Raw genomic sequence first — 22,496 nt, 5'->3', positions numbered from 1 at the left:
GTCTTCCACGATCCGCCGGGATTGTGCGCAGGCGCCTCCCGTGATAAGAACCGGGAAAATCTGCCGGGATGGATTCATGAACGCGGAAAGCAAGATCGTCCCCATCCTTCGCGAGGGGATTCACGTGATCAAGATGGTGCTCTACCGGGTCCTCAAGGAGGAGCTCACCGAAAGGGATCCGTCCCTGGAGGACGAGCAGGCGAGCAGGCTGGCCGGCGCCGTCGTCAACGAGCTGTTCGGGACGCCGAACCGGGAAGAGCCGTTTCTCACCTTCGCCCGGGACAACCGGTCGCAGATCCGGGAAGAGATGGGGCGGATCGCATCGGATTTTCCGGACATGAAGATCCCCCTCACGGATGCGCTCAGGATCCAGTTTCTCTGCGACAGCCGGGAGGGATCGGACGATACGCGGCTTCTCGTTCAGGCGCGGGATCTGGGAATTCTGCAGATGGACCGGGACCTGCCGCTGCCGGACGCCTTTATGAGCCTGGCCCGCCGTCTCGGCGAGGAGCACCACCTTACCCGCCAGGTTCACATTCCATCGGCTTAAAAACAGGGCCGATCGTTTCGCGCAAAAAATCGGACATGTCCCGGGGGGCCTATCTTTCGGGGGTCCGCCTGGCGCGAAGCGTCAGCAGGGAGGAGAGAAACGCCAGGGCGCACACGGCGCCGCCCGCCAGGAAAGCGTTCCGGAAGGCATCGAGGAGCGGGCCGGAGACCAGGATGGCCTGCTCCCGGGTCAGGTGGCGGATGGAGACCCCTTCCGGGAGCGTCCCCGAGAAGACCGTCTCGAACAGGCAGATCCCCAGGAGCATGCCCATGTTCATGACGGTGGTGTACAGGCCCGAGGCGACGCCCTGGGACTCCCGGGGAGCAAGGCTCATGACCAGGTGGTTGTTCGAGGCGAAGAAGAAGCCGTAGGACACCGCCAGAAGCACCAGGAACAGGATCGGCGGCAGCAGCCCCGGCCGGGACAGGGTGAAGGCGAAGAAGAGACAGGTCGCCAGGCACAGGAGCGTCGCGCCGACGCAGATTCGGGCCGGGTCAACGCGGTCCGAGAGGCGTCCCGAGTAAGGTCCGACGGGCATGTACACGATCGAATAGATCATGATGACGGCGCCCACGGCCTCCGGCGCGAGACCCTTCGCCAGCTCCAGGTAGAACGGCATCAGGAAGTTCCCGCCCGCCAGGAGCATCATCGCAAGAAAGGTGGTCACGACGGCGGATCCGAAATCCCGCCGGGCCAGCAGGCTGAATCGCAGGACCGGGTCGGCGGCCCGCTTTTCGCGCACCCAGAAAGCCCCCAGGGACACGGCGGACAACGCGAAGGAGCCGACGATCAGGGGCGAATCCCAGCCCTCCTCCTGGCCCATGCTGAATCCGTAGACAAGCGTGGTGAAAAAGAGGAAGCTCAGGACCGAGCCGGAGACGTCAAAGGGGGCCTTGGCGCCGGCGCCGCGGTCGGGCTCGATGGCCGGCAGGATCTTCCAGGCCAGGAACAGGGCCGCAAACCCGATGGGAACGTTGATGAGGAAGATCCACTGCCAGGAGAAAAACCCCGTGATGAAGCCCCCCAGGGGGGAGCCGACCATGATGCCCAGGGAGTTGGCAAAGGAGCAGACCCCGAAGGCCCAGCCGGTGAGATGCTCCGGAAGGAGCCGGGAAACGATCGCAAAGGCGCTGACGATCATCATGGCGCCGCCGATCCCCTGGACGGCGCGGGAAAGATCGAGGGCGTGGATGGTCGGGGCCAGGCCGCAGAACAGCGAAGAGACGGAAAAGACGAGATAGCCCAAAAGAAAGATCCGCTTCAGCCCGAACCGGTCGCCGAGTTTGCCGAGAATCAGCATGCAGCCGGTCATGACCAGGAGGTAGGCCAGAACAATCCACGACACCTCGCCGGTGCCTACCTTGAAGTACCGGGCGATGGTCGGCAGGGAGATGTTGACGATGTAGCCGTCCAGGCGTACCATGAAAACGGCAAAGGAAATGCAGAGGATGATAGGAAAGTATCGTTTTCTTTCGGCTTTATCCGGCATGCCCGCGAATCGCCCTCCCCGGTCTGTTCCGGGAGGTCCGGCGGCCCGGGGACGCCGAACTTCACCGGGGTTGTCATGGAATCCGTGATCGAGATCGTCGGCAGGCGCGTTTCCTGCCGCTCCTTTGACGGCCGTCCCCTCGAACCGATGGACACCGAATCGCTTCGGCAGGCCCTGGCGGAGGTCCGCCGGACGCCTTTCGGAAACCGGGTCCGCTTCACCCTGCTCGACCTCGACGGGGGGGATCCCGGACAGGCCCGGCTGGGGACCTACGGCGTGATCCGGGGCGCCAGGACGTTCCTCGCCGGCGCGGTGATGGCGGGTGCGCGCGCCATGGAAGACTTCGGCCACGCCATGGAGACGATGATCCTCCGCGCGACGGAGCAGAACCTTGGAACCTGCTGGCTCGGCGGCACCTTCAGCCGGAGCGGCTTCGCCTCCGCCATGAACCTCACGGAGGACGAAATCATCCCGGCCGTGACGCCGGTGGGCTACCCGGCGGGAAAGCGCACCCTGACGGACCGGATCTTCCGTTTTACCGCCTCTTCGGACAAACGCATGCCCTGGGGCGATCTTTTCTTCAGCGAGACCTGGGACCGGTCCCTCGACCGCGACGCGGCAGGCCCCTGGGTGCCGGTGCTCGAATGCGTCCGGCTCGGGCCGTCAGCGTCGAACAAACAGCCCTGGCGCATCCTCCGCCGGGGAGCGGATCACCACCTGTTCCTGAAACGGACGCCCCGGTACGGAGATTTCCCCGGCGGCATCCGTCTCCAGAACGTCGACCTGGGCATCGCCATGTGCCACTTCGAGGCGGCGGCCCGGGAACTCGGACTGGACGGGCAGTGGGCCGTCGAGGCGTCCCCGCCGGAGGCTCCCGGACGGGAATACATCGCCACCTGGAAAAGAGCGCCCGCCGCCTGATCCGGACCCTGAAACCGGCGGCCGGACCCCGGTTCGACCGGGCTTTTCCCGGAAAGACTTCCGCGTCCCGCACCGCGCCGGGAGTCTACTAAACTCCGCGTGTGCAGACCAGCGTTTTCCATGCTGCCGGCAGGTCGTTCACCCGGCGGCCCGAACGATCCGGAAACGGCGGGCGGCAGGCCGCCAAAGCGAGGAACCCATCATGGATCCACTCGATATGCGCACGCTGATCTTCGTCTCGGGGTTCACGTCCCTGGTCCTGTTCTTCTGCATGCTTTACATCTGGGAACACCAGCAGACCTACCCCGGTTTCCTGCGCTGGACCTTTGCATCCCTGCTCAATGCCGCGGGCATGATTCTGATCAGCCAGCGGAATATCATAACGGACGTTTTGAGCATCATCGTTGCCGATGTCCTGCTGCTGGCCGCCATGATGCTGATTACCAGCGGACTCAGCCTGTTTGCGACGCGGAATCCGCGGAACAGGTCCTATGCCGCGACGATGGCCCTGTTTCTTGTCTTCATCCTCTGTTTCACGTACCTGTGGCCCAGCTATCCCCTCCGGGTGATCGTCTATTCGCTGGTCCAGGCGTCCCTCTGTCTGTTGGCCGCATATATCCTTTACAGGCACCTCCCTGCTGTTATTCCCGGAAGAGACATGACGTTCTCCTGGTTTTTCATTTTCTGCTCCGTTTTTCCGATCCTGCGGGCCGTCTCCACTTTCATGGGCCCGCAGGAACCCGCCGAGGTCCTGTCCGTGGGCCTGATCAACCAGGTGGTGATTCTCGTCGGACTCGAGGTGTACGTGATTGTGGACATCGGGCTGATCATTCTCAACGGCCAGAGGATCAATCACGAATTGAAGACGGCCAGGGAAGAGATCAAGACGATTGCCGGATTCATTCCAATCTGCGCAAGCTGCAAAAAAATCCGCGACGACGAGGGAAGCTGGAACCAGCTGGAGGCTTACCTGTCACAGCGCATCGACGTGTCGTTCAGCCACGGCCTGTGCCCGGAATGCGCACAGAAGCTGTACCCGGATTTCTACAAGAAAGCGGATGGCTGAAAACGCACCGCCGGTGGCAGCGTTTCAGGAAACGCGCACCGTCAGGAAGAGATCGCCTCGTCCGCCTGCCTCTCCCGGTACCCCTCCTCCCTGAAGGCGCAGGACCGTCCCGTCCCGGACGCCCGGCGGCACGGCCACCCGGATGAGCCGGTCCCGGATGCCGCTCGGGACCGTCACGACCTTTTTCGTTCCCTCCCGGGCCTCCCGGGGAGTGATCTCCAGGACGCCCAGGAGATTCCCCTCCCCTTCCCTCTCCAGGGCGCCGGTTCTCTGCAGGCGCGGGCTGCGCTCCCGGACGGTGGCCTCGCCCATCTTTCTGGACATGCCGGTCTCCGGAAGCCAAAGTATGATTTTCAGGAACGCAATTCCCACAATGAATCCGCCGACGTGGGCCCACCACGCCACGCCCGAGGCCTGGCCCGCCGTCAGGGCGGCGCTCAGGAACTGGACGAGGATCCAGATCCCCAGGAAGACAAAGGCCGGGATTTCGACGAACCAGGGAAAGATGATGATCGGGATCAACGTCAGGACCCGCGCCCGGGGATAGAGGACGAGATAGGCCCCCATGACGCCGGCGATGGCCCCGCTGGCACCCACCGTGGGCATCGGCGATCCCGGTGCCGAGATGAAATGGATCACCCCCGAGGCGATTCCGCAGAGGAGGTAGAACAGCAGGTACCGGGGATGCCCGAGCCGGTCCTCCACATTGTCGCCGAAGATGTAGAGGAACCACATGTTGCCCAGCAGGTGCCAGAAGCCACCGTGGAGAAACATGTAGGTGACGAAGGTCGATGCCTGGTGGAACCAGGAAAAGTAAGCCGACAGGGAGGGATTGGTGAGCCGGGCCGGCACCAGGCTCCAGGTCAGGAGGAACGTCTCCAGGGCCTCTCCCTGGGCGACCTCCACCAGGAAAAAGGCGACGTTGAGCACGATCAGGACCGTGTTGACGGCCGGGAAGCGGCGGGAACGGACGGAGTCGCGGATGGGAATCATGGGATCGGCCCGGTTTCTTCAGGAATGGGACTTCGACGTTTACACCGCAGGCAAAATAGATTAGAGTTCCCCGGATTGCAACGGAAATCGAGACTTCCTGAAATCGAGACTTCCCCGTGGATCCCCAGGCCCTGAGAGAAAAGATCATCGCATTCAGCCGGGATGCCGGCGCCGACCTGGTGGGCATCGCCCCCGCGGACCGCTGGGACAAGGACGGCCGCGTCCCGCCGGACTTCCGCCCCGCCGCCCTGTGGCCGCCCGCCCGGAGCGTTGTCGTTCTGGGCCTCGGAATGCCCCTGCCCATGGTGGAGACGACACCCTCCATCGTCCACATGGAACTGTACCGCACGGTCAACCGGAAGCTGGACCTCCTGGCCTACGATCTCACCATGCTCCTGAACCGCCTGGGGGTGGCCTCCTACTTTTTTCCCCGGGACGGCTTCAGCAGCCTGAAGCCCTTCCATGAGCGGCCCGTGGCGGCCTTCAGCCACGTCATGGCGGCGTACTACGCCGGCCTGGGAACCGTCGGGGCGAGCCACTGCCTCCTGACGCCGGCCTTCGGTCCCCGGGTCCGCTTCGTCTCGGTCTTCACGGCGGCCGACCTGCCTGCCGACACCCCCCTGGAAAAGGACCTCTGCATCCGCTGCGGCGCCTGCGCCGACTGCTGTCCCAAGAAGGCCATCACCCTCCGGAAGGACCGGGTCGTCGGTGACTACAACATGCCGGCCTGCCTGGAGATGGCGGAGGAGCTGACCCGCCGCCGCTGCTACCCATGCGGGATCTGCACGAAGGTTTGCCCCATCGGGGAAGACCGCAAGCTCTACCGGGAAAAAGGAGCCATGAAGAAGTACCGCCAGGAGGCTGAAGCGCTGGCGGCGGATCCGGACGATCCGCGATACCGCTCCTGGACCCACGTCCGCCGGTACGGGACCCCTTGAGGAGAAACGCCGGGACCGCACGGTCCGGACCGCCCCGGTGCGGACCGCCGGGAACAGAACAACAACGGAGGTTTCGCTGACCATGAATCTGACCGAGTTCAACTCCCTCTTTCACAGCCTCCTCGAAGCAGAGCAGGACACGGCGACCGTCCTTCGCGAGGGGCGACTTCTCCTGACGGAGCTCCTGGGCCGCCGCGAGTGGTTCGCCGAGTTCATCGACCGGCTCCTGACGGACCGGGCGCTCCTGGCCGAGCAGAAGCCCTCCCTCTGGCCCAACGAGATCACCCTCCACCGCCATCCCGACGGCTCGTTCCAGATCCTGGCCTACATCTGGGAACCCGGCTCCATGGACACGGTCCACGACCACGGCGCCTGGGGAATCGTCGGGTCCTACATCAACAAGATCCGGGAGCGGAAATTCCGCCGCCTCGACGACGGGACCGTCGAGGGGTTTGCCGAGCTGGAGGAGACGGCGGACCGCATCCTCATGCCCCGGGAGATCACCGTGGTGCGCCCCCTGGACGACGGGATCCACCAGATGGAAAACATCAACGACACCGTGGCCGTCACCGTCAACGTCTACGGGAGGACCGTCCGCAAGGGCTACAGCCGGTACTTCTACCCGGAGAGGAAGACCGTGCAGCGAGTCTATCCCCCGCGGACCTACAAGGAAGTCCTCCTGCTCCGCTCCCTCGGGACGATCCGGGAGCCCTGGGCGGAGGAGATCCTGACCCATGCCTCCCGCAACTCCATGCCGGACTACATCCGCCGGGAATGCGATCTTGCCCTGTCCGCCGTGAACAACGGCCGGGAGGCGCCGGCCCGGCAGGAACCGCCCCTCTGACCGTTCACAGATGAGACGGAAAGCGACCTCCCCGCAGCACCGCGTGTTCGGCCTCGGGCAGTGCTCCCTGGATGCCCTGGGGAGGATCGCGGCCTACCCGCCGCCGGATGTGAAATGCGAGTTTTCCGGGCTGACCGTCCAGGGGGGCGGTCCCGTCGCCACGGCCCTGGCGGCCCTGTCCCGGTGGGGGGTCGCCTGCACCTTCGCGGGGGTCGTCGGCGACGACACGGCCGGCGATGCCATCCGCGCGTCCCTCCTTGCCGAGGGCATCGACACGGCAGGCCTCGTCACACGCCCCGGCGCCCTCTCCCAGCAGGCCTTCATCTTCGCCGAGCCGGCCCGGAAAGGCCGCCGCACCATCTTCTGGCAGCGCCCCACCGGCGATCCCCTCCGTCCTGAAGAAGTGGACCTGGAGAGGCTCCTCCGGGCCCATGCCTTTCACACCGACGGCCTGTTCATCGAGTCGGCCCTGTTCGCCGCGGACGAGGCCCGGAAGGCGGGAATCCCCGTCGTGGTCGACGCCGGGACGCTCCGGGAGGGAATGCTGGACCTGGCGAGGCGAAGCGACTGCTTCATCGCCTCGGAGACCTTCGGCCGTGCCCTGGCGGGGGACGACTTCCCCGGGGAGGCCCTGAAGCGGATGGCGGCCCTGGGGCCGGGTCTCGTCGCTGTCACCCTGGGCGCGGAGGGATACGCCGCCCTCCTCGACGGCCGGATCGTCCGCAAGCCCGCTTGGCCGGCCAGGGCGGTGGACACCACGGGCTGCGGCGACGTCTTCCACGCCGGATTCGTCTATGGCCTCCTGAACGGCTGGGAGCACGCACGCTCCCTCGACTTCGGCGCCTGGGCCGCCGCAAGGGTGAGCCGCCGCCTCGGCGGCCGGGAAGGAATCCCGACGCTCCGCCAGGTCCGGGCGGCGGGATATCGGTGACGTTGCGATCTATGGAACCTGCCCGCGAAGACATCCAGTAATCATCGATCCTTGAGCGGCTTCCGCGTCGTCCAAGCCATAAGGGAGATGCTTCCTGTGACGTCTCTTGGGAGTATGTCCCTGATCTGATTTCACCTACAAATATTGGGGGAGTGTTGGTTCCCATCAACTGAGATAGCTTCTGGAGGGGTGGCAGCAGAAGCTATTCGCTTTGCCACTGTTCACCTGGACACCCTCAGAAACCGCGCATTGATCGCCACGATGACCGTGCTCAAGGCCATGAGAACCGCGCCCATGGCGGGAGACAGGAGGATGCCGAATTTGTAAAGCACACCGGCCGCCAGGGGAATAGCGAAGGTGTTGTAGCCTGTGGCCCAGGCGAGGTTCTGGACCATCTTCCTGTAGGTCGCGCGTGAGAGTCCGAGGATCGCAACGGCATCCAGGGGATTGCTTTTTACGAGGACGATATCCGCCGTCTCCACCGCCACGTCTGTGCCTGCGCCGATGGCGATCCCAACGTCGGCTTGTGCGAGTGCCGGGGCGTCATTTACACCATCTCCGGTCATGGCGACAATCAGGCCCCGGGACTGAACTTGCTTGACTTTTTCGGCCTTTTCCTGTGGCAGCACTTCGGCGAAGTATTCGTCCAGCCCGATCTCGTCGGAAACCCATTTGGCCACGAGCCTGTTGTCCCCGGTAAGCATCATGCAGCGGATGCCCATCTCCTTGAGCCTTGAAACAGCTTCTCTCGATTCGGGCCGGATGATATCGGCAAGGGCAACGGCGCCTTTGAGCGTTCCATCCACCATGACAAAGATCACGGTCTTCCCTTGGGAACTGAGCTTTTCGATCCTTTCATCCTTCACGCTGATTCCGTTTTCCCTGAGATAGCCGGGGCTGACGACTTTCACCTCTATGCCTTCGACTTGTCCTTCCGCCCCCTTGCCGGGAATGGCCTTGAAACCCTCAACAGGAGAGGATTCCTTCACGGATGAGACGATTCCCTGCGCGATGGGGTGCTCCGAGCGCGCTTCCACGGAAGCGGCGAACTTGAGGAGTTCCCTTTCTTCGATGTCGTCTGAAAAGACAATCGTGTCGGTGATGCCGAATTTCCCCTGAGTCAGGGTCCCCGTTTTGTCGAAGATGATGGCCTGGATGTTTCTCCCCTTTTCGAATGCAGCCCTGTTCCGTATCAGGAGACCGCTCCCGGCCGCGAGTGCCGTGGAAACGGCGACGACCAGGGGGACTGCGAGCCCCAGGGCATGAGGGCACGTGATCACCATGACGGTGACCATTCGCTCGAGTGCAAAGGAAAAATCACTGTGCATGATGGCCAGCCAGATGAACAGGGTGATGGTCCCCCCGCCGAGGGCGGTGATTGTCAGCCAGAGGGCCGCCCGGTTCGCCAGATCCTGGGTCCTGGATTTGCTTTCCTGGGCCTGCCGGACAAGCTCGATAACCTGGGAGAGAAAGGACTCCCCGCCGGTATTCTGGATCTCGACGGTAATGGATCCCTCGCCGTTGATCGAACCGCCGATGACCCGTCCTCCTGCCTGTTTGATGACCGGTTTCGATTCCCCGGTGAGCATGGCCTCGTTCACGGATGTCTCCCCGTCGATCACGTCGCCGTCCGCGGGGATCTTCTCACCGGGTTTGATGAGGACCCTGTCTCCTACCTTCAACTCGCCTAGGGATACTTCCCGGGTGGAGCCGTCGGGCGCGACTTTGTGGGCGGTGGAGGGCATGAGCTGTGCCAATTTCTCCAGGGCGCGTGAGGCCCCCATGATGGATTTCATCTCAATCCAGTGGCCCAGAAGCATAATGTCGATCAGCGTGGTAAGCTCCCAGAAAAACAGTTTGCCTCTCAGCCCGAACACGACAACACTGCTGTACGTGTAAGCTGTCGTAATCGCCACGGCGATCAGGGTCATCATGGCGGGCTCTTTCTTGGCCAGTTCTTCATGGATGCCTTTCAGAAACGGCCAGCCGCCGTAAAAGAAAACGGCCGAAGAAAGGGCCCAGAGGATGTAAGCGTTACCGGGAAATCTTGCCCCCTCCCTGAACCCGAGAAAAGACTGGATCATGGGGGACAAAAGCATGATGGGGATGGTCACGGCCAGGGAGACCCAGAAGCGCTTCCGGTACTCAGCGACCATGTGGGCATGATGGCCGGCGTGCCCTTTTCTGCCGTGAATTTCATGCCCGCGGTGGTCCGGAGCCCGCATTCCTTCGTGGGCCTCATGGCCTTTATGCATCTGGTGCCGTTCCATATCAGGGCCACCGTGACTTTCATGCATGTCCTGCGACCTTCCTTCGTGATCCATTTCCGCTTCCTTGACTGGTGGATCCCATGTGCATTTTGTGTACCGTCCGGATCCTGACCGTTGACAACTGCCAACCGGAACTTTTTTTAAATGGCGCTCTCCTTTCCAGCGTTTTTACAGGGAACCTTCAAATACCAAGCCAAGGGACGTAGTTTCTCCCACAATGAAAAAACCCCGTTCCTTCAGGGAAACAGGGTTATGCAAACCAGTCCTTGTTTTCCTCACTTGCAAGAAAACCTTTTACCAACCCCACATCATGCCAGGGCCCCGACCTCTCCAGCCCCGCGGCCCTCTACCATGCCAACCCCCAACTTGCAGGGCATGCTCGAACATGGCAAGGTGGTAACGCGTCTGGATCAAGAGTTCATTAAGGACACCTGCTGTGTCTCGGTCCTCCGCGTTCCGAATCAGCCATTCGTAACGCGGGATCAGGTCGCGTTCCATTTTCACACACAGCTGGTAGGCGTCCTCAAGGCTCTTTGTGTCTTTTACCGCTGCGGGCTTCCCGTCTGCGGGGAGACTGTAGGCGGCGAATAGACGCTCAATCGTCATCACATGGTCCTGCTCCTGGGGAATGACCATCCGGTAGGGCATGTACGTGTTGTATTTGTCTGCGTCTGTTGCGTACTGTTCGTAGGAAAGTCGCTCCAGTGCAAGGATCTCCCTTAGTTTGACGATCCACTCCTTGCTTTTGGGAACCGGGAGTTTCTGCGGTACGTAGGCATACACCCCATACCCCATCATTTCGCCGTGGCCCATTCCATAATCCGGTCCCCAGCCCCGTCCCATCCAAGGCCCGCCGTAACTGCCTTCATTGTCATATCCCTGCCCATAGCCCCAGCGTGGCTGGGACATCGCCGGCAAGGCAATGAGCATTGTTAATAGGACAAACCCGATCAAGATCGCGCTCTTTTTCATGCCTTCCTCCTTTCTCAAAACTTCTTCCCTGTCTCTGTCAGCCGTCTACTCAGAAAGGTCCCTTTTCATCCGGTCGAAATCCTCCTTTGTGATTTCACCCCTGGCATAGCGCTTCTTCAGGATGTCGAGGGGGGTCTCCCCCGGCTCCCCCGCACTCCCTCCTGTCTTGGCGTTCCGGACGATGAAGTAGACCAGGACGCCGATTGCGACGAGAAACAGGATCCACATAAACCCTCCTCCATAACCGTAATACATCATGTGTCCCCAGCCACCCCCCGGACCGTAGGGATAATCCGCAGCACAAGCCGTAAGGCCGGCAATAAGGAGCAATAGAACCGGAAAACGCAAGATCTTCATGGCTGCCTCCTATGGAACCGCATCGAAGACATTTTTCAGTTTTTTCTCAATGAGTTCGGCAATGGACTTCAACTCCACGTTGTCGATCATCTGCATAGCCACCGTCGGCCTGACGATCGACAGGACCGTCCTGTTTCCCCGTTCATAGATGATCACGTTACAAGGTAGCATCAGCCCGATGTTCTCCTCCGCCTGAACGGACTTGTACGCATTCGGTGGATTGCAGGCCCCAAGGATCACGTATCTCTTGAAGTCGACACCGAGCTTCTCCTTGAACTTCTCCCGGAGGTCGATCTCCGTGAGGATTCCGAAGCCTTCCTTTTGAAGTTCCTCGGTGACGGCCTCCCGGACCTTCTCGAACGGGAGGCTCGATTCCTTTGTGAATCCGTAGCTGATCATGGCTTCCCTCCTTCATCAGACCGCGCCTTGTCCGGACGGGCGATCATCATCTTGACCATCTTCATCGGCCCCAGATGCTCCATCTCCTCGATCACGAAGCCCGCGGCCCTCACGTTGTCCACCGTCCGCCGGTTGATGTTGGCCCCCACGATGCGGACGACCAGCGGATTCAGCCAGTCCATCAGCCGGCCCATCAACGGCCCGTCGATCCGCACGTGCTCCAGGAGCAGGACCCTGCCATCGGGCTTGACAACCCTGCGGAGCTCCCGGAGGCCCTTCACCGGATCCGGAACGGAGCAAAATAAGAATGTCGCCACGACCGTGTCAAAGGAGTCGTCCGGCCAGGCCAAGTCCTGCGCGTCTCCCTCCTCGAGCCGGAAAGGCAGCCCGCGTTCGGCGGCCTTCCTTTTAGCTATAGTAATCATCCGGTCGGCAATGTCGACCCCCGTGACGTCGGCACCGGCAGGATAATACTGGAAATTCTTGCCGGTTCCGACTCCGATCTCGAGTATTTTTCCCTGTGCCCGGGCCAGGAGTCGCCCTCTCCACCCGGAAAAGAAGACCTCCGGAAGGGACTCCATTCGGTCATAGAACCAGGCAATCCGGTTGTATCGCTTCCTTGTCAGCTGTGTCTGAGCTTCTGCATCCGTCGCCAAAATCTATCCTCACTTGCAACAACGGGTTCATTCCCCCAAACAGTTTTGTGATTATTACCTGAAATCCCGTGAAATAACACAAAAATGGGAAAATACCTTTCAGGAAGGCGTCTTGATGGTCTGCTAAAAAACAAAACCTACGGCTTCGACCACCACTCTTAAAAGAGTAGCTCCAATATTCTGAAAGCCGGTCCACCCTGCAGGACGTTTCGCCGGCGTCGTCACCCGTCCATCCGGAGATAGCATGGTTTTAGAAAACCGGAGACAATAACGACGTGGCGGCTGGAATTGCCGTTCCGTCCGGCGGATTGGCGCTTCATGGAATCGGATGAGGGGTTCATGTCCCGAACCGGGATCGTCGTCGCCCACGTCGTTCCATCGAACCGGAACTCCTCGAGGCGGCCATTCTCCAGGTGGATGTGCGCCATGCACGGCCGGAACGGCTTCCGGCAATGCAGAAATCGAAAGATTTTTGACACGACCCCGGATCATAGAGGAAAAGGCGTCTTCTATTGCACGCCCATGAAGGCCTTCGGCAGGACCATGACAAACCAGGGGAAATAGGTGCAGATCAGAAGCACGGCGACGAGAATGATGACCATGGGCCAGATCGCCCTGCTGATCTGCTCCAGGGAGCGGCCGCTGATTGCGCTGGCCACGAAAATGTTGATGGCCATGGGTGGGGTCGCCATGCCGATGGCCAGGCCGATCGTCATGATCACGCCGAAATGAACGGTGTCACCCCCGATTGCGGCAATGAGGGGAAGGAAAATCGGCGTCAAAATAATCAGGGCGGAAGCCGTCTCCATGAAAAATCCGGCGATGAGGATAATGATGGTCATGATCAGGTAAATCAGGAAAACACTGTTTCCGGCGATGACGAGCATGGATTTGGCCACGGCTTCGGGGATTTCATAGAAGGCAAGCCCCCAGCCGAAGATTTTCGCGGTGCCGATGATGAACATGATCAGGGCGGACGTGACCCCCGCGCCGACCACCAGCTCATAGAACCGCCTGAAGGTCAGGCTCCTGTAGACGAGCCAGGCGATGAGCAGCGTATAATCGACGGCGATGGCAGCCGCTTCCGAAGGCGTAAAATAGCCGGCAAAAATACCACCCAGGATGATTACGGGGGTCATAAGTCCCCAGAGGGCATTGAATAAGCGCTGGGCGACCATTCGGGCAGAAAGCTTTTCGCTGGCGGGATAGCCCTGCCGGTTCGAATACCAGATGGCATACGTGATCAGGCCGACTCCCATCATGGTTCCCGGAATGAAGCCTCCCATGAAGAGCTTGGCCACGGATTCCCCGGCGATGACCGCGTAGAGAACCATGGGAACGCTGGGCGGGATGACGACACCAATGGTTCCGGAGGACGCGATGAGGGCCGCGGAAAAATCCGTGTCGTATTTTTTCTTGTTCATCTCCGGCAGGAGCGATGCGCCCACCGCCGCCGTGGTCGCCGCCCCGGAACCGGAAATCGCGGCGATGAACATGGACGTGCAGGTGGCCACGATTCCAAGGCCTCCCCGGATTCGCCCGATGGTCGCTTCGGCGATGGCCAGAATCCGCTCCGAGATGCCTCCCCGGGCCAGAATGTCTCCGGCAAGGATGAAAAAGGGGACGGCAACCAGGGCATAGGAGCTGCTTCCTTCAAAGAAGGTCTGGGGCACCATCTGCAGGGGAATGCCCGAAACGACAAAGATGATGAGTGCGGAGAGGCCCACCGCCAGTCCGACGGGAACGCCGACGAGCAGGAAGACGAAAAAGCTTCCGAAAAGGATCCAGCCCATGACTCAGACCTTCTTGATCGTCTGCCGGATCCCGGCCAGAAGGTGCAGGATGATCACCGCACCCATGACGGGAAAGGCAACATAGATCCAAAACATTGGAATTTGCAGGCCCGGCGACAGCTGTTGGGATTCGGTCCCCATGAGCAGGGTTCCGTGAATTGCAATGACAGCGAAGAAGAGGATCCCGAGGAGATGAACGCCGATCGCCAGGGCCTTTTGCACCGCCCCGGGTAGGCGCTGGGCGACGAACGTCACCGCAATGTGGGAGCCTCTCTTGAATGCCACGGAAGCCCCCACCAGGGATGCGAAAAAAAGGAGGAAGCAGGTGATCTCTTCGGTCCAGGAAAATGCGGTGAAGAAGACCCGAAAGACAACCTGAATGGTGGTAAAAAAGATCATGGCCAGCATCAGCACGAACAGGAGTTTTTCACTCCAGCCGTTGATCCGGTCACTCAACTGCAAAAGGCGGGAGGAGGCGATTGCCGCCCCCTCTCCCCGTTTCCGCTCCGACGCCGTCACGGATTCCATCACTTCGTGTTCTGGATGGATTCGATCAGGCCTTTTCCGTATTTGGGTGTGTACTGGTCATAGACCGGCTTGACGGCCTTGCGGAAGGAATTCAGGTTTGGCGATGCCACGACCATGCCTTTCGCCTTCAGTTCCTTCAGCCAGCCAGCCTCCATCCGGTTGTCCCAGGCCCGTTCGTATTCGGCCGCTTCCTGGGCGGCTTTCTTGACGATTCCCTGCTGGGCGGGGGTGAGTTTTTTCCAGGTGCTCATGCTCATGATGATGGGGGCGGGGGCATAGGCGTGGCGTGTGATGCTCAGATATTTCTGCGTTTCATAAAGTTTGAACGCCATGATGACGTTGAGGGGATTTTCCTGCCCATCCACCGTTCCCTGCTGAAGCGCCGTGAGGACCTCCGTCCAGGCCATCGGCACGGCATTGGCTCCCAGGGCCTTGAAAGAATCCACATAGACCGGATTCTGCATGACCCGGATCTTCAATCCCTTGATGTCATTGGGTGTATTCACGGGGCGCTTGCTGTTCGTCAGGTTGCGGAATCCCCTCTCGCCGAAGGCCAGACCCTTCCAGCCCTGGGATTCCAGATCGGCCATCAGTTTCTGCCCGATGCCTCCATCGAGGACTTTGTAAGCGTGTTTGGGATCCCGGAAAAGAAATGGAAGATCGATCACTCCAAAGGAAGGAACAAAATTGATGATCGGGCCGCTGGTGATGATTCCCGCATCGACAATGCCCATCTTCATCCGCTCCAGGAGCGTGCGCTCGTCTCCCAGTTTCGCGTTGGGAAAGATGGTGACGGTAAGCGCGCCCTGGGTTCGGCTCTCCACGAGTTCCTTGAACTTCAACGCCGCCACGTGAAAAGCGTCCTTCTCGTTCACCACGTGCGCAAACTTGATTTCCATGGCAAATGCGGATCCGGCCAGGGTGAACACCACGATCATTAAGACTGACAGCAATCTCTTCATCCGTCTTTCCCTCCTTGAAAGTAGTTTCCCTCCAGAAAGCCTTTTCTTGCGGCAGAACCATAAGATACGATTATATTTCATGTCAAAGGAAACCTGGACGGCACATGGCGTTTCCCATGTTGGAGCATTACGTTAGAGGGGGCTTCGATTCCCGGTGTGGCAATCCGCCCTCCCCCGTCCCGTCGAAGCGGAACTCCTCGAAACGACCGCTCTCCAGGTCGATGTGCGCCATGATCTGCCGGAACGGCTTCCCGCGATGCAGGAGGATCTTGAGCACTTCCATGGCCTGGAGGGAACCGACAACGGCGGCGGTCACCGCCGGAACGCCCAGAAGGGCCTCCGGCCGCTCCGGGTCGGCCTCGGCTGCCGCAGGTTCGTAAAGCTGCTCCAGGCCCGGATCTCCCGGGTAGATCGTCATGACCCGGCCCTCAAAACCCGCCAGCGCGCCGTGCACCAGGGGAACCCCAAGCCGCCGGGCCCTCTCCTGCAGCACCAGCCGGTCCGGCACGTTGTCCAGGGCGTCGACGATCACATCGGCGCCGGCCAGCAGCGACTCCGCGTTTGAAGCGCCGATTTTCGTCCGGTGCGGGATCACCCGGACCCCGGGATTGACGGAGGCCACGACCTCCACGGCGGCTTCCGCTTTCGGCCTGTTCAGGGTTTCCCGGCTGCACAGGGCCTGGCGGTTCAGGTTCGTTTCGTCGAACCGGTCGTGATCGACGACCACCAGCCGGCCGACGCCGATCCGCGCCAGGAGCAGGATGACCTGCCCGCCCAGCCCCCCCGCACCGGCGACGGCAACCTGCGCCTCGGCCAGCTTGAGCTGCTCCGTCGGAGAGATGACGTCCAGGTTGCGGACGTAGCGGCCGGGATAAACACCGATCCCCAGCGCCTCCCGGTAGATCTCGTGCAGGTCCGGGCCGCAGAGGGCGGAGATCTCCAGGGCGGACGGGTCCTCCAGGACGGCAAGTTCGCGCCCCGCCGGGTCGGTGATTCGGGCTGCCTTCTCACGGATACGGAGATGGATGTCCGACGTCATTGGGAAACCCCCTTTCCTGGCTTGCAGCAGCCGGTTGACCGGCGCCCCGGGACAAGGTATCTATTTCGTGAAAGACGGAACAAACGGAATGGAAGGAGAAAGCAGGTCCGGATTGCGAAGGAAGCGAGGAGTTCCAGGATGAAAGTCGAACTGAACCTGTACGCCTCTCTGGCCCGCTACCTCCCCCGCGACCCGGGGGCACCGGGGGACAGGATCCGCGAAGTGAGCGAGGGAACGACCATCCTCGCGATCCTCCAGGATCTCCAGGTCCCCCTGGACAAAGTCAAGCTCATCTTTCTGAACGGCCTTCGCGCCCGGAGCGACGAGATCCTGCACGAGGGGGACCGGGTCGGCATTTTCCCGCCGGTGGCGGGAGGCTGATTCAGGCTGTCCGGAGTTTGAGATATACCTGTGTCCCGGGAAAGTCCAAGGCCGGGAGCTGCGCCGGATCGACCCGCCTGCCGTCCGCCGCGGCCTCCACACAGCCCTCCTCCAGAGCCTCCGGCCGATTCCGGAAGAGGTTTTTCAGGTCCTCCGGATCGATCCGGATTCCCCTTTCCAGAAACAGGGGCCCCAGTTCCCGGACGGTCAGGTTGAAGAGCTTCACGACGACCTGCCCGTCCGCCCGCCGCTGCGCATCGCCGCCCGTCCCCTGGCCGATGGGGCTCCGCATCCTTGAATAGTACCCCCCTTTGCGCATGATCGCGCCCAAGAGGCCGGGCATGGCGGAAGAGAGCGCCAGGACCGCCCCGTCCCGGACCACGGCGGCATCCATGTCGTCCACGGGCTTGCCGTCCAGAAAGACCGTCTGGATCCTGTTTTCGATGTATTCAGCGGGGACGCCGAACCGCTCGGCGAGGAGTTCCCGGAGGCTGCAGCCGACCTCCGTTTTCTGTACGAACCCCTTCTGCAGGAGTGGAAAGAAGAACGGAACGAACTCCGCCTTCACGGTCAGGAGGAGGCGGTTCGGTCCGTTTGTGGGGAGTTGATCAGACGGTTCATCGCTCATTCCGGCACCCGGGACGAAAGATGAGAACGGGGAGGCCGCACACGGCACTCCCCATTCCTGAGAGAAGAAGATTTACTACCAGTTGAAAACCTTGTCCAGATCTTCATCGGAGACCAGAAACACAGCATTGTGGGGCGGGAGGAGCTCTTTTTTGAAGAACTCAGGCAACCGATCCTGCCTGCTGGTAAATCCGGCCCGCTGATTGAAGTCCCGCTCCATCGTCAGGATCTTTTTCCCCAGCGCGGTCACGTCGTCGCCGGTCAGCTCCAGTCCGTAAAACGAATTGAGCAGATCCAGCAGGGCCTGGAAGGTCTGGGGCTGATCCAGGACCGCAAAGGCGATGAAGAGGCACATCCCCGTTGCGTCGATGGCCGCTGTGGCGATCTGGAGATTTCGGGACAGCTCGATCTGCCCCTCCGCCTTCAGCGGATCCACGGATCCCCCCACCTGAAGGACGTTCGCGGTGACCGCGTAGCCCGCCGTGTGGTCCGCCCCCATGGTCGATGTGGCGTAGGTGACTCCCATGCCCTGGATGGCCCGGGGATCGTAGGCCGGCAGGGCCTGTCCCTTGACGACGGGAACCCTCTCCACGCCGAACACCTTGCCCGTCACGGCGGCGCCGTTTCCCAGGATGCGTCCCAGGGGCGTTCCCTTGCCGACTTCCCGGATGAGGCGGATGGCCGCCTCCGCGTCGCCGAACCGGGCCAGCCCCGCCTCCATGGCCACCCCGATGGTTGCGCCCATCTCGATCGTGTCCAGGCCGAAATCGTCGTCCAGGCGGTCCAGCATGGCAATCGCATCCAGATTGTCGATCCCGCAGTTCGCCCCGTGGGCCCAGACCGTCTCGTATTCCGGCTGCTTCGTCAGGTAGTGGCCGTCCTTGTCCATGTAAATGCCGGAGCACTGGATCGTACAGCCCCGATGGCAGCCATGGGTTGCAATGCCGCCACGGGCGACTTCCGTCTCGGCCTCCGTTTCCCCGCTGATCCGGGACACGCCGGCAAAACGTCCCCAGAGGAAATTGTGGGTAGGATATCCGCCCGCCTCGTTGATGACGTTCGCGAGCACGTTGGTGCCGAAGGTGGGAAGGCCCTCCCCGGTGACCGCGTGCTTCCGGAGACCCTCCACGAAGACCCTGTTGGCGGCCCTGAATTTTTCCGGATCTTTCGGGGTGCGGGCCGTCATGCCGGTATCGTCCAGGACGATGACCTTCACCCCCTTGGCGCCCATGACCGCCCCGACCCCGCCGCGCCCGGCGTGGCGGGTGGGCCGGAGCTCCATGTCCGTAAAGGCCACGGACGCGGCGGACATCTTCATCTCCCCGGCCTGGCCGATGGAAATGCAGGCGATTTTGTCCCCGTACTCCTTTTTCATCCTGTCGACCAGGTCGTAGTTCCCGAGCCCCTTCAGGCTGTTGTCCGGAACGATGGTGACGCCGTCCTTGTTGATGAATACCCTGTAGAGATCGCCATCCCGGGGCTTTCCCTCCAGGATGATCGCGGCATAGCCGAGCCGGGCCAGCACCTGGGAACCCTGGCCGCCTGCGTTGGCCTCCTTGATCCCCCCGGTGAGAGGGCTCTTGCAGCCTACGGAGATGCGGCCGGACATGGCCGCGAGGGTGCCGCTCAACATTCCCGGAGCGATGACCAGTTTGTTGTCTTCACCCAAGGGATGGGCCAGGGGTGGTACTTCCCGGGAGACGACGGCGGACGTCAATGCCCTGCCCGCCAGTCCCGCGTAATCCCCCATCCCTTCCACACTTACTTTGGGACCCCCTTCGACACTCATATTGATCCGGAGCAGCTTGTCCATATTCAGCCCCCTTTCTGAACGGGTTTGCTCCTCGTAACATGGTTTGCCGACGTTTCGGTTATCCGGTGGGCTCTCACGCGATCTCGGGCTCCAGGCAGCTCAGCGGTGATTTTCATCTCTCGCGCCAACCGGGAGATAACCCCTCTTGTCCGGACGCAAAGAAATCCTTTTGCGTTTCAACATCCATCCGCTTTTCGAATATCCAGCCTCCTTTCTCATGAGTGATCGTAAGGTTTGTTTTGTCGGCCCATCCTGTCAGTGCGGCGAAAGTGCGCCTGAAGGTTTGACTCATGGGCCCTCCGGGATAACGGAAGGTTTCTTCACGGGAAATCAGGTTGACGAACCCTTTGGTTGCAGAGGAAACGGAAGTCGTGTTTGATTTAACATACACGGATTGCATGAAGTTTCAACGTGTCACTTCTGATATAATGCCTTTGACAACCGATTCGGCAGGAGGTCAGCCATGCTCAGGACGCGCATCACGGAATTGTTCGGCATCGAGCTTCCCATCATCCAGGCGGGCATGATCTGGGTCAGCGGCTGGAGGCTGGCGGCGGCCTCCACCCAAGCGGGCGCCTTGGGCCTCATCGGCGCCGGCTCCATGACCCCGGACCTGCTCCGGGAGCATCTCCGCAAAATGCACGAGGCCTGCCCGGAGAGGCCCTGGGGTGTGAACCTGCCCATCTTCTTCCAGCATGCCGAGGAGATGGCCCGGATCCTGGTTACGGAGAAGGTCCGCGTTGTCTTCACCTCCGGCGGCAGCCCGAAGAAATTCACGCCCCGCTTCAAGGACGCCGGGATGAAGGTCGTTCATGTCACCGCCACGCCGGAGCTGGCGGTCAAGTGCGAGGAGGCGGGAGTCGACGCGGTGGTGGTGGAGGGGTTCGAGGCGGGGGGACACAACGGACGGGACGAGCTGACCACGATGGTCCTGGTGCCGCAGGCCGCCGCGGCCGTCCGGATACCCGTCATCGCCGCCGGAGGCATCTACGACGGCCGGGGCATGGCGGCGGCGCTGGCCCTGGGGGCCGAGGGCGTGCAGATCGGGACCCGCCTGGCCGCCACGGTCGAGTCGAGCGCCCACGAGAACTTCAAGCGGGCCATGGTGGACTCCTCCCCCACGGGCACGTTTCTCGTTCTCAAGAAGCTCATCCCCGCCCGGGTCATCGTGAACGAGTGGACCCGGCGGGTCCTCGACGCGGAGGCCCGCGGCGCCGGAGAGCAGGAGCTGCTCGATCTCATCGGGGAGAAGCGGACGAAGCTGGGGATGTTCGACGGGGATCTATCCGAAGGAGAACTACAGATCGGCCAGGCCGTCGGCGCCGTCCGGGAGATCCTTCCCGCCGGGGACGTCATCCGGTGGATCGCCCGCGGCTGCGAGGAGACGCTGGCGCGGCTGTCCTCTCTCAAATAGATCAGCAGGTCAGATTCTTCAGCATCGCAAAAAAACGGATCTATTTCCCGACCTATTTGTTCCGGGCGGCCGCCGCCTCGTTTGCCAGCCACTCGACGGCGTCGAGATAACGGTCCAGGCCCTGGTAGAAGATGTCGTTGTGGTTGGCCCCTTCGATGGTAAGCATCCGCTTGACCGCCGCCGGGGAGGCGTCATAGAGGGCCTGCCCCTCCCGGTGGGCGATGATGTGGTCGAACTCGGCGTGGATCACCAGGGTAGGCCTCTTGAACGTCCCGATCTTCCTGAGATTCTCCGGTCCGTCTTCCTCCGAGAGCCCGAAAAACTCCAGGCGGAATCCCATGAGGGCCAGAAGCGGCCCGATCCAGGCAAAGCCGCTCTCGATGATGAGGCCATCGATTTCGTCGGGGTGGCCGGAGGCCAGCTCCAGGGCGGAGGCGCTGCCGAGGGAGCGTCCCATGACGACGAGGGGCCCCGTGTGGCCGTTCTTCTCCAGCCAGTCCCGGGCAAACGTCAGGACCGCATGGCTGTCCGCCATCATCGACGCCAGCGACGGGGTTCCGGTGGAGCGGCCGTATCCCCGATAGTCCACGGCGAGCAGGTTCATGCCCCTCCGGGTGAACAGGGGCGCCATGTCGTCGTAATCCGCCACGATCTCGCCGTTGCCGTGGAAGAAGAGGAGATTTGGCCCCTCTTTCCGGCTCGGGTGAAACCGGCCCCCCACAACCACGTCCCCTCCCACGGGAATGAGAACGGGCTCGAAGGCGCCCCGGTCGGGATATCCCCACTCCGGGCGCGGGTAGAACAGGACGCGCAGGATCTCCGGGCGGTCCAGGGCCTCGTACGATTTCCCTCCGGGCGTGTTCATTCGCTCTCCACGTCCTTTCTGATGGCCGATCGGTAGAATTTCAGCAGGTACTCGAGGCCGGACCAGACGGTCAGGACCAGGGCCAGGTAGATCAGGACCGTCCCGACCAGGTGCGCGTCCGCCCCCAGGAAGGGATAATGGATGATGAGGGCCGTCACGGCGAAGGCCTGGCAGACGGTCTTCTGCTTTCCCAGGGGGCTGGCCGCGATCACGATCCCGTCGGCCGAAGAGATGGAGCGGACCCCGTCGACGACAAAGTCGCGGATCACGATGATCGCCGCCACCCAGGCGGGAATGCGGCCGATGGGGATCATCAGGATCATCGCCGTGTTCACCACGAGCTTGTCGGCGATGGGATCCAGAAACTTCCCCATGGTGGTGACAATCCCGTACCGGCGGGCAACCCAGCCGTCGAGCATGTCCGTGAAGGAGGCGATGACGAAGAGCCCGGCAATGACGAGACTCCACGTCTCCCCGGGCGACAGCAGGAGGAAGAAGAGGACCGGAACCACGGCGATGCGAAGCATCGTCAGCGTGTTCGGAAGGTTGAAGATCTTCCGCTCCGCCGGGGAGAGAGGCAGTCGGTCGAACCATTGCTTGAGGACGTCGATCAGCATGAGCGGTATGCACGCGTTGGCGCGCCGGCTTCGACAGGCTGTTGAATCTGCGTTTTCCTTACTCCATTCCC

25 protein-coding genes are annotated in these 22,496 nt (G+C 61.8%); 8 read left to right on the top strand and 17 right to left on the bottom strand.

What is annotated here, in order from left to right; all coding sequences use genetic code 11:
- Positions 1 to 76: 76 nt before the first annotated feature.
- Positions 77 to 550, top strand: coding sequence for a hypothetical protein (locus tag PLO63_10415; protein HOI74550.1), 474 nt, complete (start codon positions 77 to 79; stop codon positions 548 to 550).
- Between the two features lie 49 nt (positions 551 to 599).
- Here PLO63_10415 and PLO63_10410 read toward each other — a convergent pair whose 3' ends face one another.
- Positions 600 to 2,039: an MFS transporter gene (locus tag PLO63_10410; protein HOI74549.1), complete on the bottom strand. Its 1,440-nt coding sequence runs from the start codon at positions 2,037 to 2,039 to the stop codon at positions 600 to 602.
- 75 nt (positions 2,040 to 2,114) lie between these two features.
- Between PLO63_10410 and PLO63_10405 the strand changes: the two genes are divergently transcribed.
- Both PLO63_10405 and PLO63_10400 read left to right on the top strand, forming a co-directional pair.
- The gene (locus PLO63_10405; protein ID HOI74548.1) at positions 2,115 to 2,960 is read left to right on the top strand and encodes a nitroreductase family protein; all 846 of its coding nucleotides are present in this window, start codon (positions 2,115 to 2,117) and stop codon (positions 2,958 to 2,960) included.
- A gap of 202 nt (positions 2,961 to 3,162) precedes the next feature.
- Positions 3,163 to 4,026, top strand: a complete 864-nt coding sequence (locus tag PLO63_10400; protein HOI74547.1) for a hypothetical protein — start codon at positions 3,163 to 3,165, stop codon at positions 4,024 to 4,026.
- 24 nt (positions 4,027 to 4,050) lie between these two features.
- Here the strand turns inward: PLO63_10400 and PLO63_10395 are convergent, their stop codons facing one another.
- Complete coding sequence (locus PLO63_10395; GenBank protein HOI74546.1) at positions 4,051 to 5,019, bottom strand: rhomboid family intramembrane serine protease; 969 nt, start codon at positions 5,017 to 5,019, stop codon at positions 4,051 to 4,053.
- Positions 5,020 to 5,135: 116 nt separating this feature from the next.
- Here PLO63_10395 and PLO63_10390 point away from each other — a divergent pair, with 116 nt between their 5' ends.
- The 3 genes from PLO63_10390 (at position 5,136) to PLO63_10380 (ending at position 7,732) form a co-directional block, all read left to right on the top strand.
- The gene (locus PLO63_10390) at positions 5,136 to 5,957 is read left to right on the top strand and encodes a 4Fe-4S dicluster domain-containing protein (GenBank protein HOI74545.1); all 822 of its coding nucleotides are present in this window, start codon (positions 5,136 to 5,138) and stop codon (positions 5,955 to 5,957) included.
- Positions 5,958 to 6,039: 82 nt separating this feature from the next.
- Positions 6,040 to 6,801 carry a cysteine dioxygenase family protein gene (locus PLO63_10385; GenBank protein ID HOI74544.1) on the top strand — a complete coding sequence of 254 codons (762 nt, stop codon included), beginning with the start codon at positions 6,040 to 6,042 and terminating at the stop codon, positions 6,799 to 6,801.
- Between the two features lie 10 nt (positions 6,802 to 6,811).
- Entirely contained in the window at positions 6,812 to 7,732 is a 921-nt protein-coding gene (locus tag PLO63_10380) for a PfkB family carbohydrate kinase (GenBank protein ID HOI74543.1), read from the top strand.
- 221 nt (positions 7,733 to 7,953) lie between these two features.
- Here PLO63_10380 and PLO63_10375 read toward each other — a convergent pair whose 3' ends face one another.
- The 10 genes from PLO63_10375 to PLO63_10330 form a co-directional block, all read right to left on the bottom strand.
- The gene (locus PLO63_10375) at positions 7,954 to 10,002 is read right to left on the bottom strand and encodes a copper-translocating P-type ATPase (protein HOI74542.1); all 2,049 of its coding nucleotides are present in this window, start codon (positions 10,000 to 10,002) and stop codon (positions 7,954 to 7,956) included.
- Positions 10,003 to 10,296: 294 nt separating this feature from the next.
- A complete protein-coding gene (locus tag PLO63_10370) occupies positions 10,297 to 10,974 on the bottom strand; it encodes a hypothetical protein (GenBank protein ID HOI74541.1) in 678 nt (225 codons plus the stop codon).
- Between the two features lie 45 nt (positions 10,975 to 11,019).
- The gene (locus tag PLO63_10365) at positions 11,020 to 11,202 is read right to left on the bottom strand and encodes an SHOCT domain-containing protein (protein HOI74540.1); all 183 of its coding nucleotides are present in this window, start codon (positions 11,200 to 11,202) and stop codon (positions 11,020 to 11,022) included.
- A 138-nt stretch (positions 11,203 to 11,340) separates the two neighbouring features.
- The gene (locus tag PLO63_10360; GenBank protein HOI74539.1) at positions 11,341 to 11,730 is read right to left on the bottom strand and encodes a DUF302 domain-containing protein; all 390 of its coding nucleotides are present in this window, start codon (positions 11,728 to 11,730) and stop codon (positions 11,341 to 11,343) included.
- A complete protein-coding gene (locus PLO63_10355; GenBank protein ID HOI74538.1) occupies positions 11,727 to 12,386 on the bottom strand; it encodes a class I SAM-dependent methyltransferase in 660 nt (219 codons plus the stop codon). Before PLO63_10355 ends, PLO63_10360 begins: the two co-directional genes overlap by 4 nt.
- A 221-nt stretch (positions 12,387 to 12,607) precedes the next feature.
- Entirely contained in the window at positions 12,608 to 12,814 is a 207-nt protein-coding gene (locus tag PLO63_10350) for a hypothetical protein (GenBank protein ID HOI74537.1), read from the bottom strand.
- Between the two features lie 81 nt (positions 12,815 to 12,895).
- On the bottom strand, positions 12,896 to 14,179 hold the full coding sequence (locus PLO63_10345; protein ID HOI74536.1) for a TRAP transporter large permease: 1,284 nt from the start codon (positions 14,177 to 14,179) through the stop codon (positions 12,896 to 12,898).
- Between the two features lie 3 nt (positions 14,180 to 14,182).
- Positions 14,183 to 14,707, bottom strand: a complete 525-nt coding sequence (locus tag PLO63_10340; protein ID HOI74535.1) for a TRAP transporter small permease — start codon at positions 14,705 to 14,707, stop codon at positions 14,183 to 14,185.
- Positions 14,707 to 15,669 (bottom strand): TRAP transporter substrate-binding protein, encoded by a 963-nt coding sequence (locus tag PLO63_10335; GenBank protein HOI74534.1) that lies wholly within the window; start codon positions 15,667 to 15,669, stop codon positions 14,707 to 14,709. Before PLO63_10335 ends, PLO63_10340 begins: the two co-directional genes overlap by 1 nt.
- A gap of 127 nt (positions 15,670 to 15,796) precedes the next feature.
- On the bottom strand, positions 15,797 to 16,708 hold the full coding sequence (locus PLO63_10330; protein ID HOI74533.1) for a HesA/MoeB/ThiF family protein: 912 nt from the start codon (positions 16,706 to 16,708) through the stop codon (positions 15,797 to 15,799).
- A gap of 138 nt (positions 16,709 to 16,846) precedes the next feature.
- On the opposite strand from PLO63_10330, the gene PLO63_10325 reads away from it, so the two are divergent.
- Positions 16,847 to 17,089, top strand: coding sequence for a MoaD/ThiS family protein (locus tag PLO63_10325; protein ID HOI74532.1), 243 nt, complete (start codon positions 16,847 to 16,849; stop codon positions 17,087 to 17,089).
- A gap of 1 nt (position 17,090) precedes the next feature.
- Here PLO63_10325 and PLO63_10320 read toward each other — a convergent pair whose 3' ends face one another.
- From PLO63_10320 to PLO63_10310, 3 genes are all read right to left on the bottom strand, one after another.
- The gene (locus tag PLO63_10320) at positions 17,091 to 17,717 is read right to left on the bottom strand and encodes a hypothetical protein (protein HOI74531.1); all 627 of its coding nucleotides are present in this window, start codon (positions 17,715 to 17,717) and stop codon (positions 17,091 to 17,093) included.
- A 75-nt stretch (positions 17,718 to 17,792) separates the two neighbouring features.
- Complete coding sequence (locus tag PLO63_10315; GenBank protein ID HOI74530.1) at positions 17,793 to 19,529, bottom strand: aldehyde ferredoxin oxidoreductase C-terminal domain-containing protein; 1,737 nt, start codon at positions 19,527 to 19,529, stop codon at positions 17,793 to 17,795.
- A 112-nt stretch (positions 19,530 to 19,641) separates the two neighbouring features.
- Positions 19,642 to 19,821 carry a hypothetical protein gene (locus tag PLO63_10310; GenBank protein ID HOI74529.1) on the bottom strand — a complete coding sequence of 60 codons (180 nt, stop codon included), beginning with the start codon at positions 19,819 to 19,821 and terminating at the stop codon, positions 19,642 to 19,644.
- Positions 19,822 to 19,992: 171 nt separating this feature from the next.
- Between PLO63_10310 and PLO63_10305 the strand changes: the two genes are divergently transcribed.
- Positions 19,993 to 20,943: a nitronate monooxygenase gene (locus PLO63_10305; GenBank protein HOI74528.1), complete on the top strand. Its 951-nt coding sequence runs from the start codon at positions 19,993 to 19,995 to the stop codon at positions 20,941 to 20,943.
- Positions 20,944 to 20,995: 52 nt separating this feature from the next.
- On the opposite strand, the gene PLO63_10300 is transcribed toward PLO63_10305, so the two are convergent.
- Together PLO63_10300 and pgsA are read right to left on the bottom strand one after the other, a co-directional pair.
- Positions 20,996 to 21,808 carry an alpha/beta fold hydrolase gene (locus PLO63_10300; GenBank protein HOI74527.1) on the bottom strand — a complete coding sequence of 271 codons (813 nt, stop codon included), beginning with the start codon at positions 21,806 to 21,808 and terminating at the stop codon, positions 20,996 to 20,998.
- A complete protein-coding gene (pgsA, locus tag PLO63_10295) occupies positions 21,805 to 22,425 on the bottom strand; it encodes a CDP-diacylglycerol--glycerol-3-phosphate 3-phosphatidyltransferase (protein ID HOI74526.1) in 621 nt (206 codons plus the stop codon). The genes PLO63_10300 and pgsA overlap by 4 nt, the downstream gene beginning before the upstream one ends.
- Between the last annotated feature and the right edge of the window lie 71 nt (positions 22,426 to 22,496).

This window comes from Syntrophales bacterium (assembly GCA_035363115.1).
In the GTDB taxonomy this organism is placed as follows: domain Bacteria; phylum Desulfobacterota; class Syntrophia; order Syntrophales; family PHBD01; genus PHBD01.
The sequence above is the reverse complement of the archived record's forward strand: the minus strand, read 5'-3'. Positions and strand labels throughout refer to the sequence as shown.